Source organism: Fulvimarina manganoxydans, assembly GCF_900176465.1.
Classification (GTDB): Bacteria; Pseudomonadota; Alphaproteobacteria; order Rhizobiales; family Rhizobiaceae; genus Fulvimarina; species Fulvimarina manganoxydans.
Genome location: NZ_FWXR01000007.1, coordinates 1 through 23,359, shown reverse-complemented (window position 1 = coordinate 23,359; position 23,359 = coordinate 1). Strand labels below are relative to the sequence as shown.

General features: G+C 62.5%; 17 protein-coding genes, 1 tRNA gene and 1 pseudogene. 10 read left to right on the top strand and 9 right to left on the bottom strand.

The genetic code is table 11. The annotated features are described in order from the left end of the window. Positions 1 to 13 precede the first annotated feature (13 nt). From B9A15_RS09650 to B9A15_RS09640, 3 genes are all read right to left on the bottom strand, one after another. Positions 14 to 2,389, bottom strand: coding sequence for a mechanosensitive ion channel domain-containing protein (locus B9A15_RS09650; protein ID WP_139798318.1), 2,376 nt, complete (start codon positions 2,387 to 2,389; stop codon positions 14 to 16). A gap of 259 nt (positions 2,390 to 2,648) precedes the next feature. Further along, complete coding sequence (tig, locus tag B9A15_RS09645) at positions 2,649 to 4,013, bottom strand: trigger factor (RefSeq protein WP_084409855.1); 1,365 nt, start codon at positions 4,011 to 4,013, stop codon at positions 2,649 to 2,651. Positions 4,014 to 4,087: 74 nt separating this feature from the next. Further along, positions 4,088 to 4,172: transfer RNA gene (locus B9A15_RS09640), tRNA-Leu, on the bottom strand. A gap of 665 nt (positions 4,173 to 4,837) precedes the next feature. Here B9A15_RS09640 and B9A15_RS09635 point away from each other — a divergent pair. Together B9A15_RS09635 and trmFO are read left to right on the top strand one after the other, a co-directional pair. Further along, positions 4,838 to 4,981 (top strand): DUF1127 domain-containing protein, encoded by a 144-nt coding sequence (locus tag B9A15_RS09635; RefSeq protein WP_084409854.1) that lies wholly within the window; start codon positions 4,838 to 4,840, stop codon positions 4,979 to 4,981. Between the two features lie 911 nt (positions 4,982 to 5,892). After that, the gene (trmFO, locus tag B9A15_RS09630; RefSeq protein ID WP_084409853.1) at positions 5,893 to 7,323 is read left to right on the top strand and encodes a methylenetetrahydrofolate--tRNA-(uracil(54)-C(5))-methyltransferase (FADH(2)-oxidizing) TrmFO; all 1,431 of its coding nucleotides are present in this window, start codon (positions 5,893 to 5,895) and stop codon (positions 7,321 to 7,323) included. A gap of 28 nt (positions 7,324 to 7,351) precedes the next feature. Here trmFO and ribB read toward each other — a convergent pair whose 3' ends face one another. Next, positions 7,352 to 8,482 carry a 3,4-dihydroxy-2-butanone-4-phosphate synthase gene (gene ribB, locus B9A15_RS09625; RefSeq protein WP_084409852.1) on the bottom strand — a complete coding sequence of 377 codons (1,131 nt, stop codon included), beginning with the start codon at positions 8,480 to 8,482 and terminating at the stop codon, positions 7,352 to 7,354. Between the two features lie 297 nt (positions 8,483 to 8,779). Here ribB and B9A15_RS09620 point away from each other — a divergent pair, with 297 nt between their 5' ends. The 4 genes from B9A15_RS09620 (at position 8,780) to B9A15_RS09605 (ending at position 15,926) form a co-directional block, all read left to right on the top strand. Then, positions 8,780 to 10,096: an efflux RND transporter periplasmic adaptor subunit gene (locus B9A15_RS09620; RefSeq protein ID WP_244556879.1), complete on the top strand. Its 1,317-nt coding sequence runs from the start codon at positions 8,780 to 8,782 to the stop codon at positions 10,094 to 10,096. After that, the gene (locus B9A15_RS09615; RefSeq protein ID WP_084409850.1) at positions 10,096 to 13,233 is read left to right on the top strand and encodes an efflux RND transporter permease subunit; all 3,138 of its coding nucleotides are present in this window, start codon (positions 10,096 to 10,098) and stop codon (positions 13,231 to 13,233) included. The genes B9A15_RS09620 and B9A15_RS09615 overlap by 1 nt, the downstream gene beginning before the upstream one ends. Before the next feature lie 80 nt (positions 13,234 to 13,313). Then, a complete protein-coding gene (locus B9A15_RS09610; protein ID WP_084409849.1) occupies positions 13,314 to 14,444 on the top strand; it encodes an anhydro-N-acetylmuramic acid kinase in 1,131 nt (376 codons plus the stop codon). A gap of 195 nt (positions 14,445 to 14,639) precedes the next feature. Continuing rightward, positions 14,640 to 15,926 carry a UDP-N-acetylglucosamine 1-carboxyvinyltransferase gene (locus tag B9A15_RS09605; protein WP_084409848.1) on the top strand — a complete coding sequence of 429 codons (1,287 nt, stop codon included), beginning with the start codon at positions 14,640 to 14,642 and terminating at the stop codon, positions 15,924 to 15,926. A 92-nt stretch (positions 15,927 to 16,018) separates the two neighbouring features. Here B9A15_RS09605 and B9A15_RS22925 read toward each other — a convergent pair whose 3' ends face one another. Continuing rightward, a complete protein-coding gene (locus tag B9A15_RS22925; RefSeq protein WP_170923231.1) occupies positions 16,019 to 16,180 on the bottom strand; it encodes a hypothetical protein in 162 nt (53 codons plus the stop codon). A 288-nt stretch (positions 16,181 to 16,468) separates the two neighbouring features. Here B9A15_RS22925 and B9A15_RS22920 point away from each other — a divergent pair, with 288 nt between their 5' ends. After that, positions 16,469 to 16,630 (top strand): hypothetical protein, encoded by a 162-nt coding sequence (locus tag B9A15_RS22920; RefSeq protein WP_170923230.1) that lies wholly within the window; start codon positions 16,469 to 16,471, stop codon positions 16,628 to 16,630. A gap of 92 nt (positions 16,631 to 16,722) precedes the next feature. On the opposite strand, the gene B9A15_RS09595 is transcribed toward B9A15_RS22920, so the two are convergent. Both B9A15_RS09595 and B9A15_RS09590 read right to left on the bottom strand, forming a co-directional pair. After that, positions 16,723 to 17,505: an enoyl-CoA hydratase gene (locus B9A15_RS09595; RefSeq protein WP_084409846.1), complete on the bottom strand. Its 783-nt coding sequence runs from the start codon at positions 17,503 to 17,505 to the stop codon at positions 16,723 to 16,725. Next, positions 17,502 to 18,737 carry an NAD(P)/FAD-dependent oxidoreductase gene (locus tag B9A15_RS09590; protein ID WP_084409845.1) on the bottom strand — a complete coding sequence of 412 codons (1,236 nt, stop codon included), beginning with the start codon at positions 18,735 to 18,737 and terminating at the stop codon, positions 17,502 to 17,504. Before B9A15_RS09590 ends, B9A15_RS09595 begins: the two co-directional genes overlap by 4 nt. Positions 18,738 to 18,925: 188 nt before the next feature. On the opposite strand from B9A15_RS09590, the gene B9A15_RS09585 reads away from it, so the two are divergent. Then, positions 18,926 to 19,684 carry an SIMPL domain-containing protein gene (locus B9A15_RS09585; RefSeq protein WP_170923229.1) on the top strand — a complete coding sequence of 253 codons (759 nt, stop codon included), beginning with the start codon at positions 18,926 to 18,928 and terminating at the stop codon, positions 19,682 to 19,684. A 101-nt stretch (positions 19,685 to 19,785) separates the two neighbouring features. On the opposite strand, the gene B9A15_RS09580 is transcribed toward B9A15_RS09585, so the two are convergent. Continuing rightward, on the bottom strand, positions 19,786 to 20,163 hold the full coding sequence (locus B9A15_RS09580; RefSeq protein WP_084409843.1) for a hypothetical protein: 378 nt from the start codon (positions 20,161 to 20,163) through the stop codon (positions 19,786 to 19,788). Positions 20,164 to 20,512: 349 nt separating this feature from the next. On the opposite strand from B9A15_RS09580, the gene B9A15_RS09575 reads away from it, so the two are divergent. After that, positions 20,513 to 21,517 (top strand): carbon-nitrogen hydrolase family protein, encoded by a 1,005-nt coding sequence (locus B9A15_RS09575; protein ID WP_084409842.1) that lies wholly within the window; start codon positions 20,513 to 20,515, stop codon positions 21,515 to 21,517. 241 nt (positions 21,518 to 21,758) lie between these two features. Beyond that, positions 21,759 to 22,650: pseudogene (locus B9A15_RS09570) on the top strand (substrate-binding domain-containing protein). Positions 22,651 to 22,917: 267 nt separating this feature from the next. Here the strand turns inward: B9A15_RS09570 and B9A15_RS09560 are convergent. Further along, entirely contained in the window at positions 22,918 to 23,112 is a 195-nt protein-coding gene (locus tag B9A15_RS09560) for a hypothetical protein (protein WP_139798307.1), read from the bottom strand. Between the last annotated feature and the right edge of the window lie 247 nt (positions 23,113 to 23,359).

The window sequence follows — 23,359 nt, the reverse complement described above, 5'->3', positions numbered from 1 at the left end:
GTCACGATGTCTATCAGCCGCGACCGCCGCCAGCGCTGTCGATGTCGCCCTGGTCGGGCGGGATCGGCCGACCTTCGGAATCATGAATTCCGTAAGCGTCGTCTCCGCGTCGAGGAGCCTGATTCGTCGTTGCCTTTCCGTCTTCGAGCTTCGGCTCCTCGGCGATCCGGGCAGGCTTCGCCGTCGTCGCAACGACGTCCTGCGCCACATGGATCGGCGGGGCCTTGCCCTTGCGGTCTTCGCCGAACCAAACCGTCATGTGCGGGAACGGAATTTCGATGCCGCGCTCGTCGGCCATCCGTTTGACGATTTCGCGATAGGCGCGGCCGACGCCCCATTGGGTTCCTGGCTTGGTCATGACGCGGCCGCGAACCACGACGGCAGAATCGCCAAGTTCATTCACACCCCACATGTCGAAGCCACTGAGGAGATTGTCGGCGACAGGGCCCTCTTTCATCTCGTCGAAAGCGTCCTGCATCAGCTGTTTCACGTCGTCGACATTCTCACGGTAAGCAACGCCGAGATCGGCGACATAATAGGCGAAGTCCTTGGAGAAATTGGCGACCTGATCCACCGATGAGAACGGGATCAGATACCAAGTGCCGTCCAGCGTTCGGATGCCGACGGAGCGAACGGTAAGTTGTTCGACCGTGCCCGACACACCGTTCACCTCCACGATATCACCCTCGTTCATCGCATTCTGGATCTGGATGAAGGCACCGGTGATGATGTCCTGAACGAATTTCTGAGCACCGAAACCGACCGCCAGGCCGACGACACCGGCACCGGCGAGAAGCGGGGCGATATCGATGCCAATCTGACTGAGCACAAGCATCGCGACGACAACCACCATGGTGATGGTGAACGCGTTGCGGAACAGGGACAGGAGCGTGCGCTCGCGGGCTGTCGGCACCTTTCCGAAGTTCGGATTGAGCCGGTATTCGACCCACGAAGAGACGGCGAGATAGATCGCGACGCCGACGCAGAGGATGATGCCGGCCCCGATGAAGCCGCCGACAAGGCGCTGGCCAGCCGATGTCGCCAACCAGTCGCTGTAATGAAGCAGCGACCAGGCCTCCAGGATGTAGGCAAGGACGGCGATGACGGCCACGAAGCGCAGGACGGTCAGCGCGTTCGGAATGAAGCTGTTCACCCGACGCTCGAGCAGCGGAAGTTTAGCCTTCGTGCTTTCGGGGATGGGGATGCCGCTGGCGATCCAACGCGTCAGGACCGAGACGATCAGCCCACCGACAGCCATCGCCGCGATCGATTTCAACGTCGCGAGCGTCAGGAAACGCAAACCCTCTTCCGGGCTGCGGAGCCAGACGATGAAGGCCGCCAGCACGAAACCGATGGCAACGGCCCACCAAACCTGTCCGATAAAGGCGTTCACATGGGCGCCGAAGCTGCTGTCTCCATTCTTATGAGCGCGCTTCAAGCGTTCGCGGACCGTGCCTCGGTTCTTCAAGATCAGGGCGATCATCAGGAGAACCGAGAAGATCACGACGGCAAAACGGACGGCATCCGCCGCCTGCGGTGAGGACGAGCTATGAATGACCGGTGCGACGAACAGAAACGTATAGCCGAGAAGCGAAATCAGCCGAGAGAACCAGAAATACCAATAGCTGGCCTGCCGATTGGAGAATGGCGTCAGTCTGAGGGCCGGATAGTTCGGCGAAACGAAAATGCCGAGACAGACCTTGATCATCTCGATCAAGAGGAAGGCATTCAGGAAAAGCTGCTGATTGATACCCGGCTGGCCGTTGAAGAAAACAGCGGCCGCAACGATACCCGATGCCCAGGCGAGGACGATCGATAAGGCGTCGACGACGCCGGAGACCACCAGCAGAAACAATTTGCGCAAGGGTCCGGCCTCGGTGGTCGAAGCGGACAGGCCTCTGAAGATCGGCGCTTTGATGATGCGTCCGAGACCCAGAACCAAGAACACGACAATCGCGACGAGGCCGACGGGAAGGATCGCCGTCAGAATATCGGGAATATCGATCGAGCCCGCGCCCGATAGCATCACCATCGATGAATCGAGGCTGTCGAGAACGTCCTGACCGGTATCAGCGGCCGAGCCGATGAAGGATCGAACAGCATCCGCGATCTGGCCCGGCAGGGTCTGGGGCACGTCTTCGGCCGCGGGCGCCTCGGCGGCTCCAGCATCCGTCGGAGCGGTGTAAGCGGCAGCCTTCAAGGACTCCAGGAGCTTTGCGCGTGTGTTCTCATTTTCGAGGATGGCGATGAGATCGTCGAGCGAGGGTTCGCCGGCCTGCCCCGAAGTGTCGCCGGCGCTTTGCGAACTCGTGAGAGAATCCACCCCTTGCGCGAAACTCGGCCCGGCGAACGTCACGAGACTCGCAACGATCAGCACAAGCCATGCCATCATCCTTCGATGCATAAAACCTTCCTTCACGTGGCTTAAAGCGGTCTGGGCGGCACATAGGGCGCGGATGAAAGAATGGCGCGCCTGGCCCATCTGTGAGCGATCCGGCGGGTTATGCGCCCCGCTTTGACGAGAACATGACGACGGCTAAAAAAATCGGGCCGGCGATAAGCCGACCCGATGATCTTGTTCAAATTTTTCGGCCGAGGCGAAACGGGGTCAGCGCATGGCGGAATCACGCGCCATGCGTCCGATTGCCTCAGGAGGCGAGAGCCTGCGGCCCCTCGTCCTCATCCTCGGCGAGCAGCTCGTCCTTGGTGACGACCTTGTCCGTCACGTCGGCATTGCCGAGGAGGTGATCGATGACCTTCTCCTCATAGATCGGCGCGCGCAGGCTGGCGAGGGCATCCGGGTTCTTCTGGTAGAACTCGTAGATCTCGCGCTCCTGGCCGGGATAGCGGCGCAGCTGATCGAACATCGCCCGCTGCATCTCCTCGTCGGAGACCTGAACGCCGACCTTCTCGCCGATTTCTGATAGGACGAGACCCAGGCGAACGCGGCGCTCGGCCAGCGCACGATATTCCTCGCGCGCCTTATCCTCGGTCGTGTCCTCGTCCTCGAAGCTCCGGCCCGAACGCGACAGCTCGGCCTGAACCTGGTTCCAGATATTGTTGAACTCGGCCTCGACGAGGCGCTCCGGCAGCTCGAAGGAATAGGTCTCGTCGAGCGCGTCGAGGATCTGACGCTTGACCTTCTGACGGGTCATCTGGCCGTACTGGCTCTCGATCTGCTCGCGAACCACGGTGCGCAGACGCTCAGCCGACTCGAGCCCCAGCTTCTTGGCGAGATCGTCGTCGATCGCCATCTCGGTCGGCGCCGCGACGGCCTTGACGGTCGTCTCGAAGGTCGCTTCCTTGCCGGCGAGATCGGGGGCGCCGTAGTCCTCCGGGAAGGTCACGACGACGGTTTTCTCCTCGCCCGCCGAGACGCCGACGAGCTGGTCCTCGAAGCCGGGGATGAACTGCTTGGAGCCGATCACAAGGTTGGAATCGGTCGCCGAACCGCCTTGGAACGCCTCGCCGTCGATCTTGCCGACGAAATCGAGCGTGACGCGGTCGCCCTCGGCGGCCGGGCCGTCCTTGGGCTCGTAGTCGCGCGCGTTTTCCGCTACGCGGCGGACCTGCTCCTCGACTTCCTCATCCTCGATCTCGACGATCGGGCGCTCGATCTTCAGACCGTCGGTGTCCTGAAGCTCGAAGCTCGGAAGCTTCTCGTAGGAGATCGTGAAGCGGAAATCCGACTTTCCAGCCAGCACCTTCTCGGCCTCGCCCTCGTCCTCGCTCATGCCGATCTCGGGCTGCATGGCGGAGCGCTCGTTACGCTCGGCGATCACGCTGCGCGGCGTCTCGTTGAGAATCTCGTTGACGATCTCGGCCATCAGCGACTTGCCGTACATCTTGCGCAGATGAGACACCGGCACCTTGCCAGGGCGGAAACCCTTGAGCTGAACCTTGTCCTTGGCTTCGTGCAGCCGGGTCTGAAGCCGGGCTTCGAGGTCCGAGGCAGGGACGACGACCTCGATCTCCCGCTTGAGGCCCTCGGCCTTCGTTTCCGTCACCTGCATTATCAAAAACCTTCTTCTTCTTGTCCGGCGCGCCCGGCGGGCGCGGCCGTCAATCCATGTCCTTTCGATGGAACTGGTGCGGGTGGAGGGACTTGAACCCCCATGCCTCTCGGCGCTTGGACCTAAACCAAGTGCGTCTGCCAATTCCGCCACACCCGCATGGCACGCCGGCGCAAACCGGCATGAGGCGCGCGCCTCTATATCACCGGCTCCCATGTCACGAAAGAGTCGGAAACGGTCAATTTGTGCCGACTCTCACCCCTTTCGCGCGCCTTTTTCACGAAGGCGGAGCGAAATTCGGCCGAAGGGCACGCGCGTCGCACTCTTCTTATATGGACAAGCGCGCCGCGCAACCGGTCAAAGACTCGATTCCCTTCAGTATCTCAAAATTCGTGAGGGTCAGTCGCGTGATACCCGGGATCGGCCGACCACGCTTCGCAGCTGACTTAAAATGGCTTGCCCCGAATACCAATCGGTCGTCGGATTGGCTTTGCGAGGATGAACGGACCGTTTTCCGGCGAGCAGGAGACCAGGCAAAACACTCTCAAGGCGCTTCGCCGAATGCCGAAATAGGAGGAATGCCGCCCGCGCAGCGCCACTCCTGCAGCCTGCGGCACCGGGTTGGCGGAGCTTATCGCAGATATCTGAAGCAAGACTGACTGGAGCGTCATTGTGCATCGCACAAAATGCATGGCTCCTATGCAGCCCAACGCCTACCGGAATCGATCAGCCGAGACTAGCTTCTGGTCAACGAAGCGACACAGACGAAACTGCCGCTTCAATCGATTGAAACCAGTCAACTGGTCAGGAAAAGGCAAGGAACTATGGATATCGTTCGCTCATACAACAACTGGCGGCGTTATCGCGAGACCGTCAACGAGTTGAATCGTCTTTCGCAGCGCGAACTCGCCGATCTCGGCATCTCGCGATACGACATTCCGACGATCGCACGTCGCACCGTCGGCTGACCAAACATAAAATTCGAATTCGCGGCAACCTCTCCTCCTCCCAATGGTTGCCGCGATGACAAGGACCGCCACTCCTCCTCCCAAAGGTGGTCCGTTCCTATGAGGCCCGCCGGTTCCTCCCACCGGCGGGCACTCAAGGGGTCTAGAAAGATATACGGTTTGCCGAGGACCTCCTCCTCCCAATCCTCGGCGAAAAGAGGCCTGCACCTCCTCCCAAATAGCAGGCTTCGAACTCACGGCGCTCGTCGGCACCTCCTCCCGCCGATGAGCGCCGACAGAATTGACGGTTTGCCGGGGACCTCCTCCTCCCAATCCCCGGTGAAAAGAGGCCTGCACCTCCTCCCAAATCGCAGGCTTCGAACTTACGGCGCTCGTCGGCACCTCCTCCCGCCGATGAGCGCCGACAGAATTGACGGTTTGCCGGGGACCTCCTCCTCCCAATCCCCGGTGAAGAGAGGCCTGCACCTCCTCCCAAATCGCAGGCTTCGATCTTCGGGCGCTCGCTGGCACCTCCTCCCGCCGGTGAGCGCCCACGAAATTTTAAGTTTTGCCGAGGACCTCCTCCTCCCAATCCTCGGCGAATAGGAGCCTGCAACTCCTCCTCCCAAATGCAGGCTTCACTCAAACGACACCCGCCGGTTCCTCCCACCGGCGGGTGTTGTCGTTTGGGGCACCGCTGCCTTGTGGCGCTCACTTCTAAAAAATCAATTCTACAGTGCAGAGTGCCCATCGAGCGCACCAGCTGAGCGATCTGAAACCCGCTCGCTTGAATGGATTGGTCTGATTTCTCCCCAGCGACGAGCCAAGGCCTTGCGGTCTTCAAGGCCGATCCGCGAATTTTGATGCTCATTCCTGGACGCCCTGTCAGCGATGCCCTTCCGCAGAGACCTGCGGATTGTTAAATCCTTCGCATGACCGATCATCCTATTCATATCGTCGGCGGTGGCCTCGCCGGTTCGGAAGCTGCATGGCAGGTCGCATCGCGCGGCGTGCCCGTGGTGCTGCACGAGATGCGCCCTGTACGCGGCACGGACGCCCACAAGACCGAGAACCTTGCAGAGCTCGTCTGCTCCAATTCCTTCCGCTCGGACGATGCCGAGAGCAACGCGGTCGGTGTGATCCATGCCGAGATGCGGCTAGCCGGATCGCTGATCATGTCCTGCGCGGATCGCCATCAGGTGCCTGCGGGCGGCGCGCTCGCGGTCGATCGCGATGGCTTTTCCGCGGCTGTCACCAAGGCGCTGGAAGACCATCCGCTGATCACGATCGAGCGCGGCGAGGTCGAGGGGCTGCCACCCGAAGAGTGGGGACCGACGATCGTCGCGACCGGTCCGCTGACGGCACCAGGCCTCGCGGCGGGCATCGCCGAGGCGACGGGCCGCGATGCCCTCGCCTTCTTCGATGCCATAGCCCCGATCGTCCATTTCGACACGATCGACATGGACAAGGCCTGGTTCCAATCGCGCTATGACAAGGTCGGCCCCGGTGGCACGGGCAAGGACTACATCAATTGCCCGCTCGACAAGGACACCTATGAGCGTTTCGTCGCGGCGCTCGTCGAGGGCGACCGGACCGAATTCCGCGAATGGGAAGGCACGCCCTATTTCGACGGCTGTCTGCCGATCGAGGTCATGGCGGAGCGCGGCCCGGAAACCTTACGCCACGGACCCATGAAACCGATGGGTCTGACCAATGCCCATCAGCCCGACATCAAGCCTTATGCCGTCGTCCAGCTGCGCCAGGACAATGCACTCGGCACGCTCTACAACATGGTCGGCTTTCAAACGAAGCTGAGATACGGGGCCCAGGCCGAAATCTTCCGTATGATTCCGGGCCTCGAAAACGCGGAATTTGCGCGACTCGGCGGGCTACATCGAAACACCTATCTCGATTCGCCCCGCCTTCTGGACGACCGGCTTCGGCTGAAAGCGCTGCCACGCCTGCGCTTTGCCGGGCAGATCACCGGCTGCGAAGGCTATGTAGAATCGGCGGCCGTCGGCCTGATGGCCGGTCGCTTCGCCGCATCGGAGGCCCTCGGTCTAGAGATCGCCCCGCCACCGGTGACGACCGCGATGGGCGCCCTTCTCGGCCATATCACCGGCGGGCATCTCAGCCACGAGGAAGACGGCGGCAAGCGCTCCTTCCAGCCGATGAACGTCAATTTCGGCCTCTTCGCGCCGCTGGAGCCGGGCGCGATCCAGAAACCCGAAGGTCAGAAGCGATTCCGAGGCAAGGAAAAGGCGATCGCTAAGAAGAAGGCCTTGTCTGCCAGAGCTCTCAGTGATTTTCGTGTATGGCTTGCGCAGCACGAGACGAGCGAGAAGAGGGTCGCGGCCGAATAGGCCGCGCCCTTCTCCCCTCGCGGATCGCCTATTCCTTGACCAGGATCGTGCCGCAGACTTCGATGCCGAAGCCGGTCAGGCCGACATAGGCGCGTTCATGGGTCGCGATCTCGCGAATCGAGCGGACCTGAAGATCGCGAAGAATCTGGGCGCCGACACCGACCTCACGCCAGCGCTTGCGGCGTGAGGTCGCCGATTGGTGGCGCTCGCCGTCCACATGATCGGCCGCAACCTCCTCCTTGGTCACGAAATCGTCGACCTCGGGCGTGCGCAGAAGCATCAGCACGCCATGGCCGATCTTGCCGATCTCGTCGACGGCGATCTCCACCCAGGTCTTGGAATTGCGCGTTCGGCCGAACAGGTCCGTGACCGGCTGTTCGCGATGAATGCGCACCGGCACGCTGTCGCGCTCACGCACATCGCCGAACACCGCGACCACGTGCTGCACCTCGTCGAAGGGCGTTTCATAGACCCGGATCGTACCTTTGAGCCCGCCGATCATCATCGTCTCTTCGCGCACGGAGCGAACGAAGGATTCGCGCCGCACGCGCCAGGCGATCATGTCCTCGATGGAAACGATCTTCAGCCCGTGCTCGCGGGCAAAGGGAACGAGTTCTGTCAGCCGCTTCACCGTGCCATCGTCATTGACGACCTCGGCCAGGACGCCCACCTCGTCGAGACCGGCCAGACGCGCCAGATCGGTCGCCGCCTCCGTATGGCCCGAGCGAGTCAGGACGCCGCCACCTCGCGCAATCAGCGGGAAGATGTGTCCGGGCCTCAGGAAATCGGCCCCGACCGCATTGTCATTGGCAAGCGCCCGCGCCGTATTGCAGCGTTCCTCCGCCGAAATGCCGGTTGTCATCCCGACCTTGTAGTCGACCGAGACCGTGAAGGCGGTCCGCATCGGATCGAGATTGTTGGCGACCATCGGCGGCAGATTGAGCTTCTCGGCACGCTCGCCGGTCATGGGGACGCAGATGATCCCGCTCGTATGGCGGATCATGAAAGCCATGGTCTCCGGCGTCGCCCTAGACGCCGCCATGATGAGATCGCCCTCGTTCTCCCGATCGGCATCGTCGACGACGACCACGAGTTCCCCGCGGCCAATGGCTTCGATCGCATCCTCTACGGGATCGAGAGTGAGGTCCGTATCGCTCATAGTCTGCCTTTGCTCGAAGATCGGCGGGTCCTTGCTGTCACGAATGCGGCTTAGAACCTTTTTCGCCGCTTTTGAATGGCCGTTCGGCCGGAATTCCCCTCAACCTCGGCTCTGATCTCACCGTTGCTTCGCGAAGCTGTGAACAGCTGGAAGCCTTCCGCTTACAATTCGTAACCCCATCGTCTTGGTGTCTGGGTTAGGTCAAAGTCGCCGAAACCCTTTTGCGCCGGCTATAGGTCAATCCGAGGCGCCTCAAACCCGATGGTATTCATGCTCGCAGTCTTGAGACAGATCATCGTGACCGCTTTCGTCGTCATTCTCGGCGTCGGCGCTCTCGTCGCGGTCAAGCCCGAGGCGGGCCGCGCTCTTCTGAGCTCCGATCTTCCACTTCCCGGGGTCGCGCGTGACGCCATCGTCTGGATCGCGCCCGAGGCCGGCGAGCCGGCTAAGGATCTGGCGCAAGGTCCAGGACCCGGCAGACGCGGAAGCGGCAAGATCGCGGCAGTCGTCTCCCCCGTCGTCCTGGAAGAGAGCCAGTCGGATATGCGCGCGCTCGCAAGCGCCGAGGCGGTGCGCTCCGTCGTCGTTCATCCCGACAGCACATCCGGCCTCATTGAAGAGGTGCTCGTCTCATCCGGCGACGTGGTCGAAGCAGGAGCACCGCTCGTGCGCCTGGAACAGGCGAGCGAGAGCGTGGCGGTCGATCGGGCGCGCCTCGCCTTGGCGGCGGCCGAGGACAAGCTCACCCGATACGAACAGCTGGTCCGGCGTAATGCGGTGACGAATGTCGAAGTCACAGACGTCACGCGTGAGCGCGACGCGGCGCTGCTCGATCTACGAGCCGCCGAGATCGCCTTGCGCAAGCGCGAGGTGAAAGCGCCAATCGCCGGCCGAGTGGGGATCGTGACGGTCGAGAAAGGGACGATGGTCGATGCATCCACCACGATCGCGACAATCGACGACAGGTCCGAATTGAAGCTTGTTTTCTATATGCCCGAACGGTTTTTATCCGACATTTCGATCGGCACACCGGTTCGCGCGACATCGATCGCCCGGCCGGACGCGGTCAATGAAGGCAAGATCGTCGCCATCGATAGCCGCGTCGACGAGGAGAGCCGCACGGTGCGCACAGAAGCGCGCATCGATAATGAAGATGATCGTCTGCGACCCGGCATGTCCTTCGCAGTGACCGTCGCTCTCGAAGGCAAGGATTATCTGGCGACGGACCCGCTTGCAGTCGTTTGGGAACGAACGGGGCCCTTCGTCTGGAAAGTGGCGGGCGGCAAGGCCGAGAAGGCGCCGGTGCGCATCGTTCAGCGGGATGTGGACCGGGTGCTCGTCGTGTCCGATGCCTTGCAGCCCGACGATCTCGTGGTCGTCGAAGGCATCCAGGCCATGCGGCCCGGTGCTGATATCGAGATCGAATCGACCGCGCCGCCGGCAGCGCCAAGCGAACCTTCAGGGCCTCTCGCCGCACGGGATGTCGAAGGCGATAGCGCGGAGGCGAAGCCGACAGATGCAGCTCGCTCTTCGACATCGCTCCCCGTGATCGGCGAGGCTGCCGCCGGCGAGCGGGCAGCCCAGCCCAGTCCGGCCAATCGGAGCGGTTCCTGATGAGCGCCGAGCCCCCCCGCCCGAGCGCGTTGGGCGGATTTGCGAGCCTTGTCGTTCGCCGACCCGTCCTGACGATCGTCGTCAATCTTCTGATCGTCGTCGCGGGTCTCGCCGCCTTCAACGCGGTGGAAGTGCGCGAATTGCCCAATGTCGATCGCCCGGTCATTTCGGTCAGCGTCGAATTTGAGGGCGCCTCGCCAGAAACCGTCGACCGCCAGCTGACCAGCCAGATCGAAAGCGCGGTTTCGCGCGTCTCCGGCATCGCCTCGATCTCTTCGCAGTCGGAATTCGGCGAAGCGCGAGTCACCATCGAATTCACCGATTCGACCGACCTGAACGTTGCCGCGAGCGATGTGCGGGACGCCGTTGGCCGTGTCGCCAACCAGTTGCCCGACAATGCGGAGGAGCCGCGCATCGTCAAAGCCGATGCCGACGCCCAGGCGATAATGCGTCTTGCGGTGACCGCACCGCAAATGGCGATCGAGGATTTGACGACGCTCGTCGATGACCGGATCGCCGATCAGCTAGCCGCCGTCGAGGGCGTGGCCGACGTCCAGATCTACGGTGAACGCGAACGTCAGATCTTCGTCGATCTACAGCCCGACCGTCTGGCAACGCGAGGTTTGACCGTTGGCAATGTCGCGACCGCGCTCCAGAACGCAGCGCTCGACGTTCCCGCCGGCTCGCTCGAATCGCCATCCCAGGAACTCGTCGTTCGCGCCGATGCCAATGTCTCCGACCCGGAGGAATTCGAGGCGATCTGGCTCGACGACAGGACGCGGCTCGGAGACGTGGCGAGCGTGCGCTTCGGACCGGATACGGCAGCTTCCTCCTTGCGCGTCTCCGGCGTCACCGGGATTGGCCTCGGCATCGTACGCCAGGCCGGCTCCTCCACCCTCGACATCTCGAAGAATGTTCGAGCCGAAGTGGATCGGCTGAATGGTAGCTTGCCCGAGGGCGTCCATGTGGAGGTGAACAGCGACGACGCGATCTTCATCAATGGCGCGATCGAAGAGGTTCAGCTGACACTTGTCCTCGCCGTGCTCATCGTGACCGCCGTCATCTTCCTCTTTCTTCTCAATCTGCGCGCGACGCTCATCCCGGCCATCACCATGCCGATCGCGCTGATCGGCGTCATCGCCTTCATCTATATGGCCGGCTTCTCGATCAACATCCTGACGCTGCTCGCCTTGGTCCTTGCGACAGGCCTCGTCGTCGACGACGCCATCATCGTCTTGGAAAATATCGTCCGCCGGCGCGATATGGGCGCGGCGCCCCGCGCGGCGGCCGTGATCGGCGCTCGGGAAATGTTCTTCGCCGTCGTCTCGACAACCGCGACACTGGCTGCCGTCTTCGTGCCAATTTCATTCCTGCCAGGCCAGGCCGGCGGCCTCTTCCGCGAATTTGGCTTCGTTCTGGCTGCTGCCGTCGCGATCTCGTCCTTTATCGCATTGACGCTGTGCCCCATGCTGGCGGCCTATCTCCTGAAAGATCGCGAGCGCGAGAAGAAGCCGGGATACATCGCGCGCTTCATTCAAGGGATCGGCAGCGTGCTGGCCGGGCTTTACGCGATCACGCTGAGAGCCGCGCTCGCCTTTCCGCTCGCCACGGTCGGTCTGGCCGCGCTGTTCTCCTTCGCCGCTTATCTCACCTTCCAGTCCCTGCCCCAGGAGCTCACTCCGCAGGAGGATCGCGGCGTCGTTCTGATGCGGGTCAGCGCGCCGCAAGGAGCGAGCCTCGGCTATACGGACGCGCAGATCCGGAAGATCGAAGATATCTTGATGCCCTATGTGGACTCTGGGGAGGCGGTGAACGTCTTCGCGATCTCCGGTCGCGGCGGGGCGAATTCGGCCTTCATCGTCGTGCGTCTCGCCGACTGGGCGGAGCGGGCGCGAAGCCAGAACGAGATCGTCGGCGAGATCAATGGCAAGCTACGCCAAATTCCCAGCGTGCGGGCCTTCGCGATCCAACCCAACTCACTCGGCATCCGAGGAGGCGGCGAGGGCCTGACCTTCGCGGTCGCAGGCCAGGATTTTGATGAGATAGCCGACAGCGCTGACGCGCTCGTCACGGCGATGCAACGAGACGGTCGGTTCGGCCGGGCCCGTCTCGGCTCGGAGACGACACAGCCGCAACTCTCCGTCACGATCGACCGCGAACGGGCCTCCGATCTCGGCATCGATATCGATGGGCTGGCCGGCGCGATGCAGGCGCTGCTTGACGGACGGCAGATCGGCCAGACTTACGTCGGCGATAAGGAAGTGCCGATCCGCTTGATCGCCTCGGTCGATCCGATCAACGATCCCGGCGATCTCGCCAATGTCTTCGTGAAAGCCGGCGACGGGCGCATCGTACCCCTATCAACCATCGCCTCGGTCTCCGAGGAACCGATCGCGCCCGAGCTCAATCGCGAGAACCGCACGCGGGCAATTTCAATCTCGGCTGATCTGCCGGACGGTTTTGCGATCCAGGATGCCTGGGTCGCGGTCCAGGAGCTCGCCGAAGGTGTCCTGACCGACAACCAAAGGCTGATCCCGCTTGCCGAGGCGCGCACGATCGGCGAGACGAATAATGGCATGGCGCTGGTCTTCGCCTTCGCTCTCGTCGTCATCCTTCTTGTACTGGCCGCTCAGTTCGAAAGCTTCATCTCGGCGCTGATCATCATCGCGACCGTGCCCTTGGGGGTCGCCTGCGCCGTCTTCGCTCTGCAATTCTTCGGGACGAGCCTCAATCTTTATAGTCAGATCGGGCTCGTGCTCCTCGTCGGTATCATGGCCAAGAACGGCATTCTGATCGTCGAATTCGCCAATCAACTGCGCGAAGAAGGGCGAAGCGTGCGTGAAGCGGCCGAGGAATCCGCGCTTTTGCGCCTGCGCCCCGTGATGATGACGATGATCGCGACCATTGTCGGCGGCGTGCCGCTGATCCTCTCCTCCGGGGCGGGATCGGAGGCCCGCGAGGCGCTCGGCTATGTCATTGTCGGCGGGCTGGGCCTCGCAACCTTCTCGACGCTCTACATCACGCCCGTCGCCTATCTTCTTCTCGGCCGCTTCGTGACGCCGAATGCCGAACGCATGAGCCGGCTGGAACGCGATCTGGCCGCCGCCCAGACAACGGGGGCAGCGCCCGCGGAGTGAAGCTCGGCGTGCGGCGGACTTTGCCTTGGTTCCCAAAGCTCTCCATGCTGCGCGGATGATTCGGCGCGAAGGAGAGATGGATGGCGGCTGATCGGATGGGCTGGGCGATCGGCCTGATGACCGGAACGGTGCTCGACGGCAATATCGACATCGCCATGATCCGCACCGATGGCGAGACGGTGGCCGAGCTCGGTCCCTTCGCCTTTGCGCCCTACCCAGCCGAGATCCGCGCGCTTCTCGTCGAAACCCTGGCGGTTGCCCGAGAGTGGGGGTTCTCCGGCCCCGAGCCGGAGATCTTCGCCAAGGCTGAGGACGCGATCAGTGTTGCGCAGGCCGAAGCCGTACTCGCCCTTCTGTCCGCAAACGGGTTCGCGCCGAGCGAGGTGGCGGCCATCGGCTTTCACGGCCAAACGGTGCTTCACCGCGCCCCTGAAGCCGGGCGCCCGGGTCGCACGCGCCAATTGGGCGACGGTGCGAGAATGGCGGCGATTACCGGCATCGACGTCGTCTATGATTTCCGTTCAGCGGATATGCGCGCAGGCGGACAAGGCGCGCCGCTCGCCGGGATCTATCACAAGGCACTTCTCGAGCGCATCGATGGGCTCGACGATACGGCATTTCTCAATCTCGGCGGTGTCGCCAATCTCACCTTTGCTGGCGCTGGCCCGCTGATCGCCTTTGACACCGGCCCTGCCAATGCGCCGGTCAATGACTGGATCGCCCAGCACGGGCTTGGGGAGATGGATAGGGATGGCAAGATCGCAGCCTCTGGCAAGGTGGACGAAGCCCGCCTCGCAGAGCTGCTCACTCATCCCTATCTGACGCGGCCCTTCCCGAAATCGCTCGATCGTTTCGACTTTCCCTCAACCATGGCTCAAGGCCAGTCGCTCGAAGACGGCGCGGCGCTTTTGACGGCCTTCACGGCCAGCGCGGTTGGTAAGGCGCTCGACCTCCTGCCGAAGCGGCCGCGCCGCCTCGTCGCCTGCGGCGGCGGGCGCAAGAACCCCACGCTGATGGCCGAGATCGCGAAACGTGGCAGGGTCGAAGTGGTCGATGCCGATGCGCTCGGCCTTCGTGGCGACGCGATCGAGGCAGAGCTGTTCGCGCTTCTCGCCATGCGCACCATGCGCGGTCTCCCATCGAGCTTCCCAACGACGACAGGCGCAGCCGAACCGACCGTCGCCGGGGTCATCGCCAAGGCGCCAGGGTGACGACAGAGCCGGCCGCTCCGTTGGTCAGTGAACCCGACCCTCGTGTTGCCCGATCGCGAAGCAGGGTGTAGAGGCGTCGCGCATTGCGTTGCACAAGGGCGCGGCTTGGCTTCGAGCCCGATCCGCGATGCGGGAATGAGAGCCCAGGGAAGAGCTGGGCGCAGCGACCGATCCACCGCCAAGGAACAGAGCGATATGAGCGAACTGATCGTCAGAGGCGGAAAGCCGATTTCCGGCGAGATCAAGCCGTTCGGCAATAAGAATGCCGTTCTCCCGATGCTGTGTGCCTCGCTGCTTACCGACGATGCGACGACGATCGAGAATGTCCCGGAGATCAGCGACGTCGAGAAGATCCTCGACTATTTCCGGCGCTGCGGATCGGATGTTTCCTGGGACCGTGACGCTGGGACGATCTCCGTGCGCCACGACCTGGCCCAGCTATCCTCGGCCGAGGCGGAGCTGCCGCTGGGTATCCGGTCGGCAGTCCTACTGCTCGCGCCCGTCATCACGCGCGCCAAGAAGCTCTTTTTCGACACCGATGCCAAGGGCTGCGCCCTCGGCCTTCGCGAGATCGACCCGCATCTTCATATTCTGAGCCGCTTCGGCTGCACGATGCGTGAGACGCGGCCCTATCGCATCGAAGGCGCGCCGGTGAACCGGGCGCAGCATATCTGGGCCGATTATGCCTCGGTGACGGCGACGGAAACGTTTTTGATGATGGCGGCGACGGCGGAAGGCATCTCGACGCTGACCAACGCCGCTTCGGAGCCGCATGTCCAGGCGCTCTGCCGGATGCTGGAGGCGATGGGCGCGAAGATCGAGGGCATCGGCACTTCGCGCCTTACGGTGACGGGTGTTTCCCATCTGTCCGGCGCCTCCGTCGTCGTTCCCGACGATCATCACGAGGTGGCGACCTTCCTGGCGATCGGCGGGGTGACTGGCGGACGTATCTCCGTGCGCACCGATGTCACTGAGCACATGGTTCTGATCATCCGCCAGTTTCAAAAGCTCGGCCTTCAGATCACCGAAGGCGACGGGGTTCTAACCGTCGATGGCTGGAATCGCGAGATTGAGCGCCCCTATACGGTGGAGATGCTGCAGAAGATCGAGGCCGCGCCGTGGCCGTATTTTCCGGCCGATCTCCTCCCCCAGGCGATCGGCGTCTCGATCGGCTGCACCGGCGACATCATGTTCTGGAACAAGATCTATGAGGGTGCGCTGGGATGGAGCGCGGAGCTGAACAAGTTCGGCGCCAAGGTCCATCTGTCGGACCCGCATCGCCTGATCGTCTTCGGCGGAACGCGTCTGCGCCCCGCCATCGTCGAGGCGCCCTACATCATCCGTGTGGTGCTAGCCCTCTTCATCGCAGCCATTCAGATCGACGGGGAGTCGATCATCAAGAACGCCGATCCGATCCGTCGCGCTCACCCAAAATTCGTCGAGCGCCTGAAGGAGCTCGGCGCGGATGTGGAATGGCGATAGCGCCGAGCCCATCGCCCAATTTCAGGCGCTCCGTCCGCCAGAGCGCCGCTGTCCAGGCATCAGGCGCGCTTCGAAACGAGCGCGCTGACGGCTCAGAATTCGCGCGTAAAGGTATCGCGATTGAGACCGAGCGTGCGCAGGGCTTCATCGGACGGAACGCGGCCGGCCTCAAGAGCACTCGCGCAGGCCCGGGCGGCGCGGACCTGATTGAAGAAACGGCCGAAGCCACCGGCAAAGCGAGAAACGCGGTTCATCTGTTCTGATCTCCTGATCGGTCTTACGAATGTGTGTGACCCGGAGATAGGCCTTGCTGCAGCGCAATAGAAGCGCAGCTGTGCCAGCCCAGCCATGCACAAATCGCATGCAGGATTGTTTAACCCTATCCATCGCTTCAACGATGGTTTTGGGGCTGCCCTCTCAACCGTAAGCCACCGCGCGCCCACTGAAGGAACCCAGCGGAACGCTTAATGTCTTGCCTCGTTATTCTGGTGGGACGAAGACATCGCGTATGCGCGATGCTTAAGGTTTGACAGAGACGAACCATGCAGCTCGGCGAAAAGCAGAAGGCGCTCCGCAGCCCGCGAGCCATCTTGGCGAATATGACGGCCGTTGCCGTCCTGTTGAGCGTCATTGCTCTTCTGGTTTTCGCATTGGTGATGCGGGACGAGGTGGTCACGATCGCCACCTATGGCCTGTCCAACTGATCGGCCGAGGCCTTGGTCCAAACGGAGCGAGGCTTTTCGCCTCCTCATCTTCGCTTGATTCGGGCGCGTCCGAATAAAGACCGGATCCTTGATCAGCGCCCTGTCCATTGCGGCTTCCGTTTGGCCAAAAACGCTTCCATCCCTTCCCGAAAATCAGCGCTCATATAAGCCGACACGATCAGGTCGCGGTCTTCGGCGCCCGCGCCCTCCAAACGCAGGCGCCGAAGTGCCTCCTTCGTGCTCGCAAGCGTCAAGGGCGCATGGCCGGCAATCGTCTCGGCGAGATCCCTCGCGCGCGCCATCAGGCTGGAATGGTCGGGAAGGATTTCGGAAACGAGGCCGATCGCCCTCGCCTCCTCCGCCCCTGCGAGCCTTGCGGTGAAGATCAACTCCTTCGTGCGCCCTGCGCCGATCAGTGCGACGAGGCGGGACAGGTTGGCGATCGACAGGCAGTTGCCGAGCGTCCGGGCGATCGGAAAGCCGAAGCGCAAATTGGCGTTCGCAAGGCGCATGTCGCAGGCCGCTGCAATCGCCGCCCCACCGCCCGTGCAGGCCCCCGCGATGGCCGCGATGGTCGGAACCGAACAAGCCTCGACCGCCCCCATCACGCGATCCATCTGCGCCTCATAGGCCAGCGCGTCCTCGTCCCGCGCAAAAGCACGGAATTCGCTCATATCGGTTCCCGCGGCGAAGGCTTTGTCACCGGCCCCGGTGAGGACCAGGCATCGAACCGGTCCGCCGGCTTCGAGGGAAGCGCAAATCGCTTCGAGGCGGTCATACATGTCGAGAGTCAAGGCATTGCGGGACGAGGATCGATTGAAGGTGATCCAGCCAATGCCGTCACGCGTCTCAAAGAGAAGGTCCGCCTCGCTCATTCGGCGGCCCTGGCCGGCGCTTGGCCTTTGGCAAGAGCTCTGAGATCGAACCCTGCCGCCTCGATCGCCTCGCGGGAGATCGGCGTCTCGCCGGCCAGGAGTTTGCGCGCCGCCATATGTTGACCGGGCTGGTTGACGGTCTCCACCGAAACGAGCGTTCCAGCCCGGAAACCGAAAACGGTATCGACGGTCTCCTCCCCCAAAGAATGGAAATGATCCGCCCCTTGGGAGAGGCCAGCGATCTGCAACTTCAGACTGCCCTGATCGCTCCAGAACCAGGGAACGGCCTGATAGGTCTCCCGACAGCCGGTGACGAGGCGGCGTGCAAGATGGCGGGCCTGATCTGTTGCCGCCTGAACCGATTCCAGTCTGAGATGAATGCCGAGAGGCCCGGGCACGGACGCGCAGTCGCCAATGGCGGAGATCGTTTCGTCCCCGGTCGACAGGCTCTCATCCACTGTAATGCCATTCAGAACGGCCAGCCCCGCTGCCTCGGCCAGTTCGACATTCGGCTTGACCCCTGTGGCGACCATGACGAGATCGCCCATGATCTCGCTGCCATCGGCGAGAACAACACGGTCGGCAGCACTGCCCGTGGGCGCGAGGATACGAGCGGCCGGCGCATCGAGAAGAACTTCGGTGCCCGCCGCCCGGTGGAAGGCCTTAAACCGCTCGGAAATCGCCGGCGAAACCGCACGCGCCATCAGGCGAGGTCCGGCTTCCACCACCGTGGTCGCAACGCCCGCGGCCTCTGCCATGGCGGCAAATTCCAGGCCAATGAAACCGCCACCGACAATCACCGCGCGCCGCGATCGAGCCAGGCGATCGCGGATATCGGCCGCATGGGCAAGCGTGCGCAATTCCACGACGCTCTCGTGATCGGCGCCCTCGATCGGCGGGCGCGCATTGCGGGCGCCGGTTGCCAGAACCAGATGGTCATAGGCGATCGTCTCGCCAGTCTCAGACGTCACCTGGCGCCCCGCGCGATCGATCTCCTTCACGCGCAGCGATTCCCGCCTCTCGATCCTGTTCTTCTCAAAGAAGCTCTGCGGCTTGAGGATCAGCCGATCGGCATCTCCTTCCTTCATGTAAGCCTTGGAAAGCGGCGGACGTTGATACGGCAGGCCCGGCTCGTCGCCCAGAAGGACGATCTCTCCCTCGTGCCCCTCCTGCCGCAAGCTCGCAGCGAGCTGCACAGCGGCTTGCCCGGCGCCGACGATGACGATTCTCATGAGACACGCCCTTTCACGACATTCGCCTCGTTGGTTTGGACGAAGTCGATACGGGGTGCAAATCTCTCAAGCCTTCGCGGCCCACAAACGGCCACATGGCCTCGGCAGCTTCCCACCTGTCAAAAGACTCAAAGAGGGGAAGCGGTCGACGCGATCCTTGCCCTGCCCGCTCGAATGGAGTTTCGCCCGTGTACTATCTCTTCTCGGCCCCATGGTTCCGCCCGCGGGCAGGCCTTCTTGCGGCCCTGTCGATCGCTTGTGCCCTGGCCGCATCGCCGAGCCTCGCCCAAGACACGGCGCGAAAGGGCTCGATCATGGTCGAAGGCCATGGCGAAGCCAGCGCGGCGCCGGACGAGGCGCGGCTTAGTTTCACCGTGGTCAAGAGCGGCGAAACGGCAAAAAGCGCCGTCGCGGCCGCAAGCGAGACGATGCAGGCCGTGCTTTCGGCCATGCGCGATCTCGGCGCTGAAGACCGCGATCTGCAAACCGCCTATTTCCAGATATCTCCGCAATATAACTACGAGGATCAGAGCCAGCCCCGTCGCGAGCCGCAGATCGTCGGATATGAGGCGCGCAATTCGATCATGGTAACGGTTCGCGAGATCGCCTCGATCGGCGACTATCTCGACCGAGCGGTCGAGGCAGGCGTCAATCAGGGTGGCGATATTGCATTCTCCCTCGCCGACCCGACCGAGCTTCTCAACGAAGCTCGGCGAAAGGCCGTCGCCGACGGACGCGCCAAAGCGACCCTTTATGCCGAGGCCGCGGGCGTCGAGCTCGGATCGATCCGGAAGATCACCGAACGCATGGGCGAAAACCCGAGCCCGATGGCCAAGGGCGGCGTCATGCGGGCCATGGCCGAGGCGAGCCCGTCTGTCCCGGTCGAGATCGGCGAAGTCACCGTCTCGGCCGATATCCGCCTCGTCTATGGTATCGGCGGTTCCTGAACGGATGAGACCTCGGGCCGCGATGAGCCGCGACCCGAGGTTTTCCACGTTGATCTCAAACCATCCGCTAGCGGAAAGGCTTTGGCGTTGCGGAGGCGAGTTCAGCCACGAATGCGGAGCACCGGGCATCCGGGTGCGCGGGCGAAGCGAACCAGCGTGCGATCACCGCGCGAGCGGCCGGCGACCGCCACCGATCGATGGCCCACATCGACGACGCGGGCCCGATGAATGCCGATGCGGCGGGCCTTATGGACTGCTTCGCGCGGCGAGCAGCCACGACCGTAATGCCCCCGGCCACGACGATGGCCGCGATCCCAGCGATCACCGCGATGACCGGCCGGCGTCAAATGACGCGGTCCGTCGCCGATCGTGATGCCGAATCGGAAACCGTCGGCCGCCGCTGGCGCCGTGCCGATCGCCGTTGCACCGGCAGCAAGCGCCGCCACGAGACAAATTGTACGAGACAGGGTCTTGAACATCGGGCCATCTCCTCTTTCCGGCCAAGCACATCGGGTGCGATGACAGGAAGATTGCCTCCGCGGCGCTGAATGGTTCTGGAAGCTGACGTTCAGCAGGCATTCAGGCTGCAAGGCGGGGCGCGTCGCTCGCCAGGACGATAAGGAGGCGATTGACGACTCGCGGGATGGCGGTCATGATTTCGGCCAAGGCAACGCCCGACGCCCAACCTCTTCCGTTCCGCCCCAGCCGGTTCGTCAGTGAGAGGCAAAGGGACCTTCAAGGTCTCGGGCGATAGTGGATCGGCCCGATCGTCTCGACGTGCATTGCTGGGGAAATGCGCGTGCGAGACCTGAGAAAGGTCCGGCCACCATGACCCGCAATCGGCGATTCAAGTCGCTTGTTCGCGCACGCGCCGCCAAAACCGGCGAATCCTATTCCACAGCTCTCAGTCACCTGCGAAAGATCGTGCTGACGAACGAGGGGGAGTGCTCTAGCGTCCCGTCGCTCCGCATTGCGGTCGCACAGTCGCCTCTCTTCAACAGTTTGTCGGACAGATCCGGGCTCACCCAGCATGGAGAGCGGCTTCGTAATTTGATGCGAGCCGCGCGAGGCGCAGACGCCAAACTCATCCAATTTCCGGAAACATCTCTGTTTCAACCGGAAAAGCGGGCGCTTTCCGCCTCAGGGCCAAAAGAGATCGGTCCGGCGGACTGGTCGCGCGTCGATTGGAGCGCGTTGCAGGCGGAATTCGAAAAAATCCGCGCCGAGGCCCAACATCTGGGACTCTGGACGGTCATCGGCCTTCCTTACCGCGACGACGGATCGACGCGGCCCTTCAACAGCCTCTTCGTCATATCGGCTGATGGAAAGATCACGATCCGTTACGACGAGCGGATGCTCTCCTACACGAAAACCAGCTTCCTGTATGCGCGGGGCAACCGGCCGCAAACCTTCGATATAAGCGGCCTTCGCTTCGCCTGCGCCCTGGGTACGGAATCCCATTATTCCGAGATCGCGATGGACTACGAGGGACGCGATGTCGACTGCCTTCTCGTTTCGACGACGGGCGGGACGAGCGAACGCCAACGTGCCTTCGAGGCCGAAATCATTGGCCATTCGGCGAGCCTTGCATTCTGGACGACCTTATCCGTTCATGCCTTTTCTGGCCAAATGGCTCGTTCCCTGATTGCAGCACCGCATGGCCATGTCGCCGCGATCGCGGACTCGAATGCTTCGCCCAGCCTGATCTTTGCCGACCTGACCGAGACACTGAGCGATCCTGCACGAATTTGGCGCCGGCAGATTCGCGCCGATCTCCACCACCACCCCTTCAACGTAAACGTGGATGGCCACACCCCGCGCCCTCTCAAATAACGACCGAGAACAGGGCGATCAGTCAGAATCAATCGCGCAGGACACGACGCTCGGCCGCAGGTGGTGAGTTGATCGTGAACCCGATATCCTCGACGCTTCGGTCAATCGTCAGCTCTTTCCATCTGACAGACAAGAACGAGCGGCCGACGAAACGATGTCCGCCTGATCCATCCTCGCAGCGATCAAGACCGGCAGGGTTCGCGTGCGGCAGGGCTCAGATGGACCGGACCCGAAAGGACGGATGCTGAGCGCAGGCCGCGCAAACGCAATCGGCGTCGCGACCATGGAACCGCTTGCCTACCCATTCGAAGACCCTTTTGCCCGACGCCTCATGGCTGCGATCTCACAGGCGTGGCAGGAAAGAGGCATTGGACTTTCGCTGATCTCGGGAAGCCGCGAAAAGGATATCGCCTGGACGATGGAAAGCGCGCTGGTGGACGGCTTCATCCTGTTCTGCCTAACCGGAGCGAAGAAGCTCATTCAACGGTCTCGAGATCGTCGCCTCCCCTTCATAGCCCTCGATCTCGGCGGTTCCGACGACCGCCTCCCGAGTGTCGGGATCGACAACCGCGCAGGCGCTCACACGCTAACTCAGCATCTCCTCGATCTCGGACATCGCCATTTCGCCGTTCTCGCCATGGAAATGGCTGCAAATCGCTTTCAGCAAATCGAAGTGGGCGAGGATGTCGCCTATCACGCCTCGAAACGTCGCCTCGAAGGTACGTTCACCGCCCTTCGTGAGCGGAGTGTCGAACCCGCGACGGTGCCCGTCATCGAGACCTTGAGCGATGAAGCCACCATCCATCCCGCACTCGAAGCACTGTTTGCCGCCAAGTCGCATCCCACGGCGATCATCGCGCAATCGGATCTAATCGCGCTAATCACCCTCGATTGGCTGGCAAAACGGGGGATCGCCGTCCCCACAGACGTCTCTTGTCGGTTTCGACGGCCTTCCTGAAGCCGCCGCTGCGTCACCGCGCCTGACCACCATCGCGCAACCAATCGCAGCCATCGGACGCCGGGCCGTCGAAAAGCTTCTGGAGGCATCAGCGGATACCCAAAATCCGGCACCCGAATGTCTCGAGACGGAATTTATCGTCGCCAAGACGACGGGCCCAGCGCCCGACCTTTGATGGGACTTGGCTTCGATCCAAACGCGGCCAGCCGCCCAATGCGAGCTGTCGCGGAATGCTCCATAGGGCTGCCCGTTTGATCCACACGAGTTGGGCTGCCGTCTCCGGATCCGGAACGCTCGTTTTGCCGACGGGCTTGTGAAGCCATCGCTTTTACAGGCCCCTCGGCAGCCCTGTAAGGGAACCGTCCTGCCGAGGTCGCCGCCCAAGGCTTGATTCAAACGGCTTTACGGGAACTGCAGCACGAGGAGCGGAGGATCGCGATATTCAGGCGTCCGTGGTCGGACGCCCTTCACAGCGGATTTTCTTCACCGACCAGGCCGGGCGGCCTTTCAGATGTTCGGCGGCGGCTGCTTGGCCGAAGAGGGCGCATTGCATCATCGAGCCCTGAAAGGCCACGTTTTCACGATGGCAGTCTTCCGGCACGCTCTTCAGGCAGAGAAGGAGAGTCATGGCAATCATCGTTCGGTCCCCTTGATGGTTACCGGCGGCCGCCTCCCTCGCCGCCGCTCGCGACACCACGCTTCGAATGATACATCGAACGGTCGCGATCACCTGACCTTACGACATTTGCCGCACTGCACAATACCAAAATTTAGGCATGCCTAGACAATTAGAGCGAGATGATTTTACCTCGGTGCATAACCTGAATTGGCGAGATAGTTTGAACATTCGCGATTTGTGACGGTCTCGAGAATTTCGCGGATCG

What these genes read in the sequence shown, in the direction of transcription:
- B9A15_RS09650 (WP_139798318.1), bottom strand. Translation starts at nt 2,389, where the DNA reads ATGGCATGGCTTGTGCTGATCGTTGCGAGTCTCGTGACGTTCGCCGGG.
- tig (WP_084409855.1), bottom strand. Translation starts at nt 4,013, where the DNA reads ATGCAGGTGACGGAAACGAAGGCCGAGGGCCTCAAGCGGGAGATCGAG.
- B9A15_RS09635 (WP_084409854.1), top strand. Translation starts at nt 4,838, where the DNA reads ATGGATATCGTTCGCTCATACAACAACTGGCGGCGTTATCGCGAGACC.
- trmFO (WP_084409853.1), top strand. Translation starts at nt 5,893, where the DNA reads ATGACCGATCATCCTATTCATATCGTCGGCGGTGGCCTCGCCGGTTCG.
- ribB (WP_084409852.1), bottom strand. Translation starts at nt 8,482, where the DNA reads ATGAGCGATACGGACCTCACTCTCGATCCCGTAGAGGATGCGATCGAA.
- B9A15_RS09615 (WP_084409850.1), top strand. Translation starts at nt 10,096, where the DNA reads ATGAGCGCCGAGCCCCCCCGCCCGAGCGCGTTGGGCGGATTTGCGAGC.
- B9A15_RS09610 (WP_084409849.1), top strand. Translation starts at nt 13,314, where the DNA reads ATGGCGGCTGATCGGATGGGCTGGGCGATCGGCCTGATGACCGGAACG.
- B9A15_RS09605 (WP_084409848.1), top strand. Translation starts at nt 14,640, where the DNA reads ATGAGCGAACTGATCGTCAGAGGCGGAAAGCCGATTTCCGGCGAGATC.
- B9A15_RS22925 (WP_170923231.1), bottom strand. Translation starts at nt 16,180, where the DNA reads ATGAACCGCGTTTCTCGCTTTGCCGGTGGCTTCGGCCGTTTCTTCAAT.
- B9A15_RS22920 (WP_170923230.1), top strand. Translation starts at nt 16,469, where the DNA reads ATGCAGCTCGGCGAAAAGCAGAAGGCGCTCCGCAGCCCGCGAGCCATC.
- B9A15_RS09595 (WP_084409846.1), bottom strand. Translation starts at nt 17,505, where the DNA reads ATGAGCGAGGCGGACCTTCTCTTTGAGACGCGTGACGGCATTGGCTGG.
- B9A15_RS09590 (WP_084409845.1), bottom strand. Translation starts at nt 18,737, where the DNA reads ATGAGAATCGTCATCGTCGGCGCCGGGCAAGCCGCTGTGCAGCTCGCT.
- B9A15_RS09580 (WP_084409843.1), bottom strand. Translation starts at nt 20,163, where the DNA reads ATGTTCAAGACCCTGTCTCGTACAATTTGTCTCGTGGCGGCGCTTGCT.
- B9A15_RS09575 (WP_084409842.1), top strand. Translation starts at nt 20,513, where the DNA reads ATGACCCGCAATCGGCGATTCAAGTCGCTTGTTCGCGCACGCGCCGCC.
- B9A15_RS09560 (WP_139798307.1), bottom strand. Translation starts at nt 23,112, where the DNA reads ATGATTGCCATGACTCTCCTTCTCTGCCTGAAGAGCGTGCCGGAAGAC.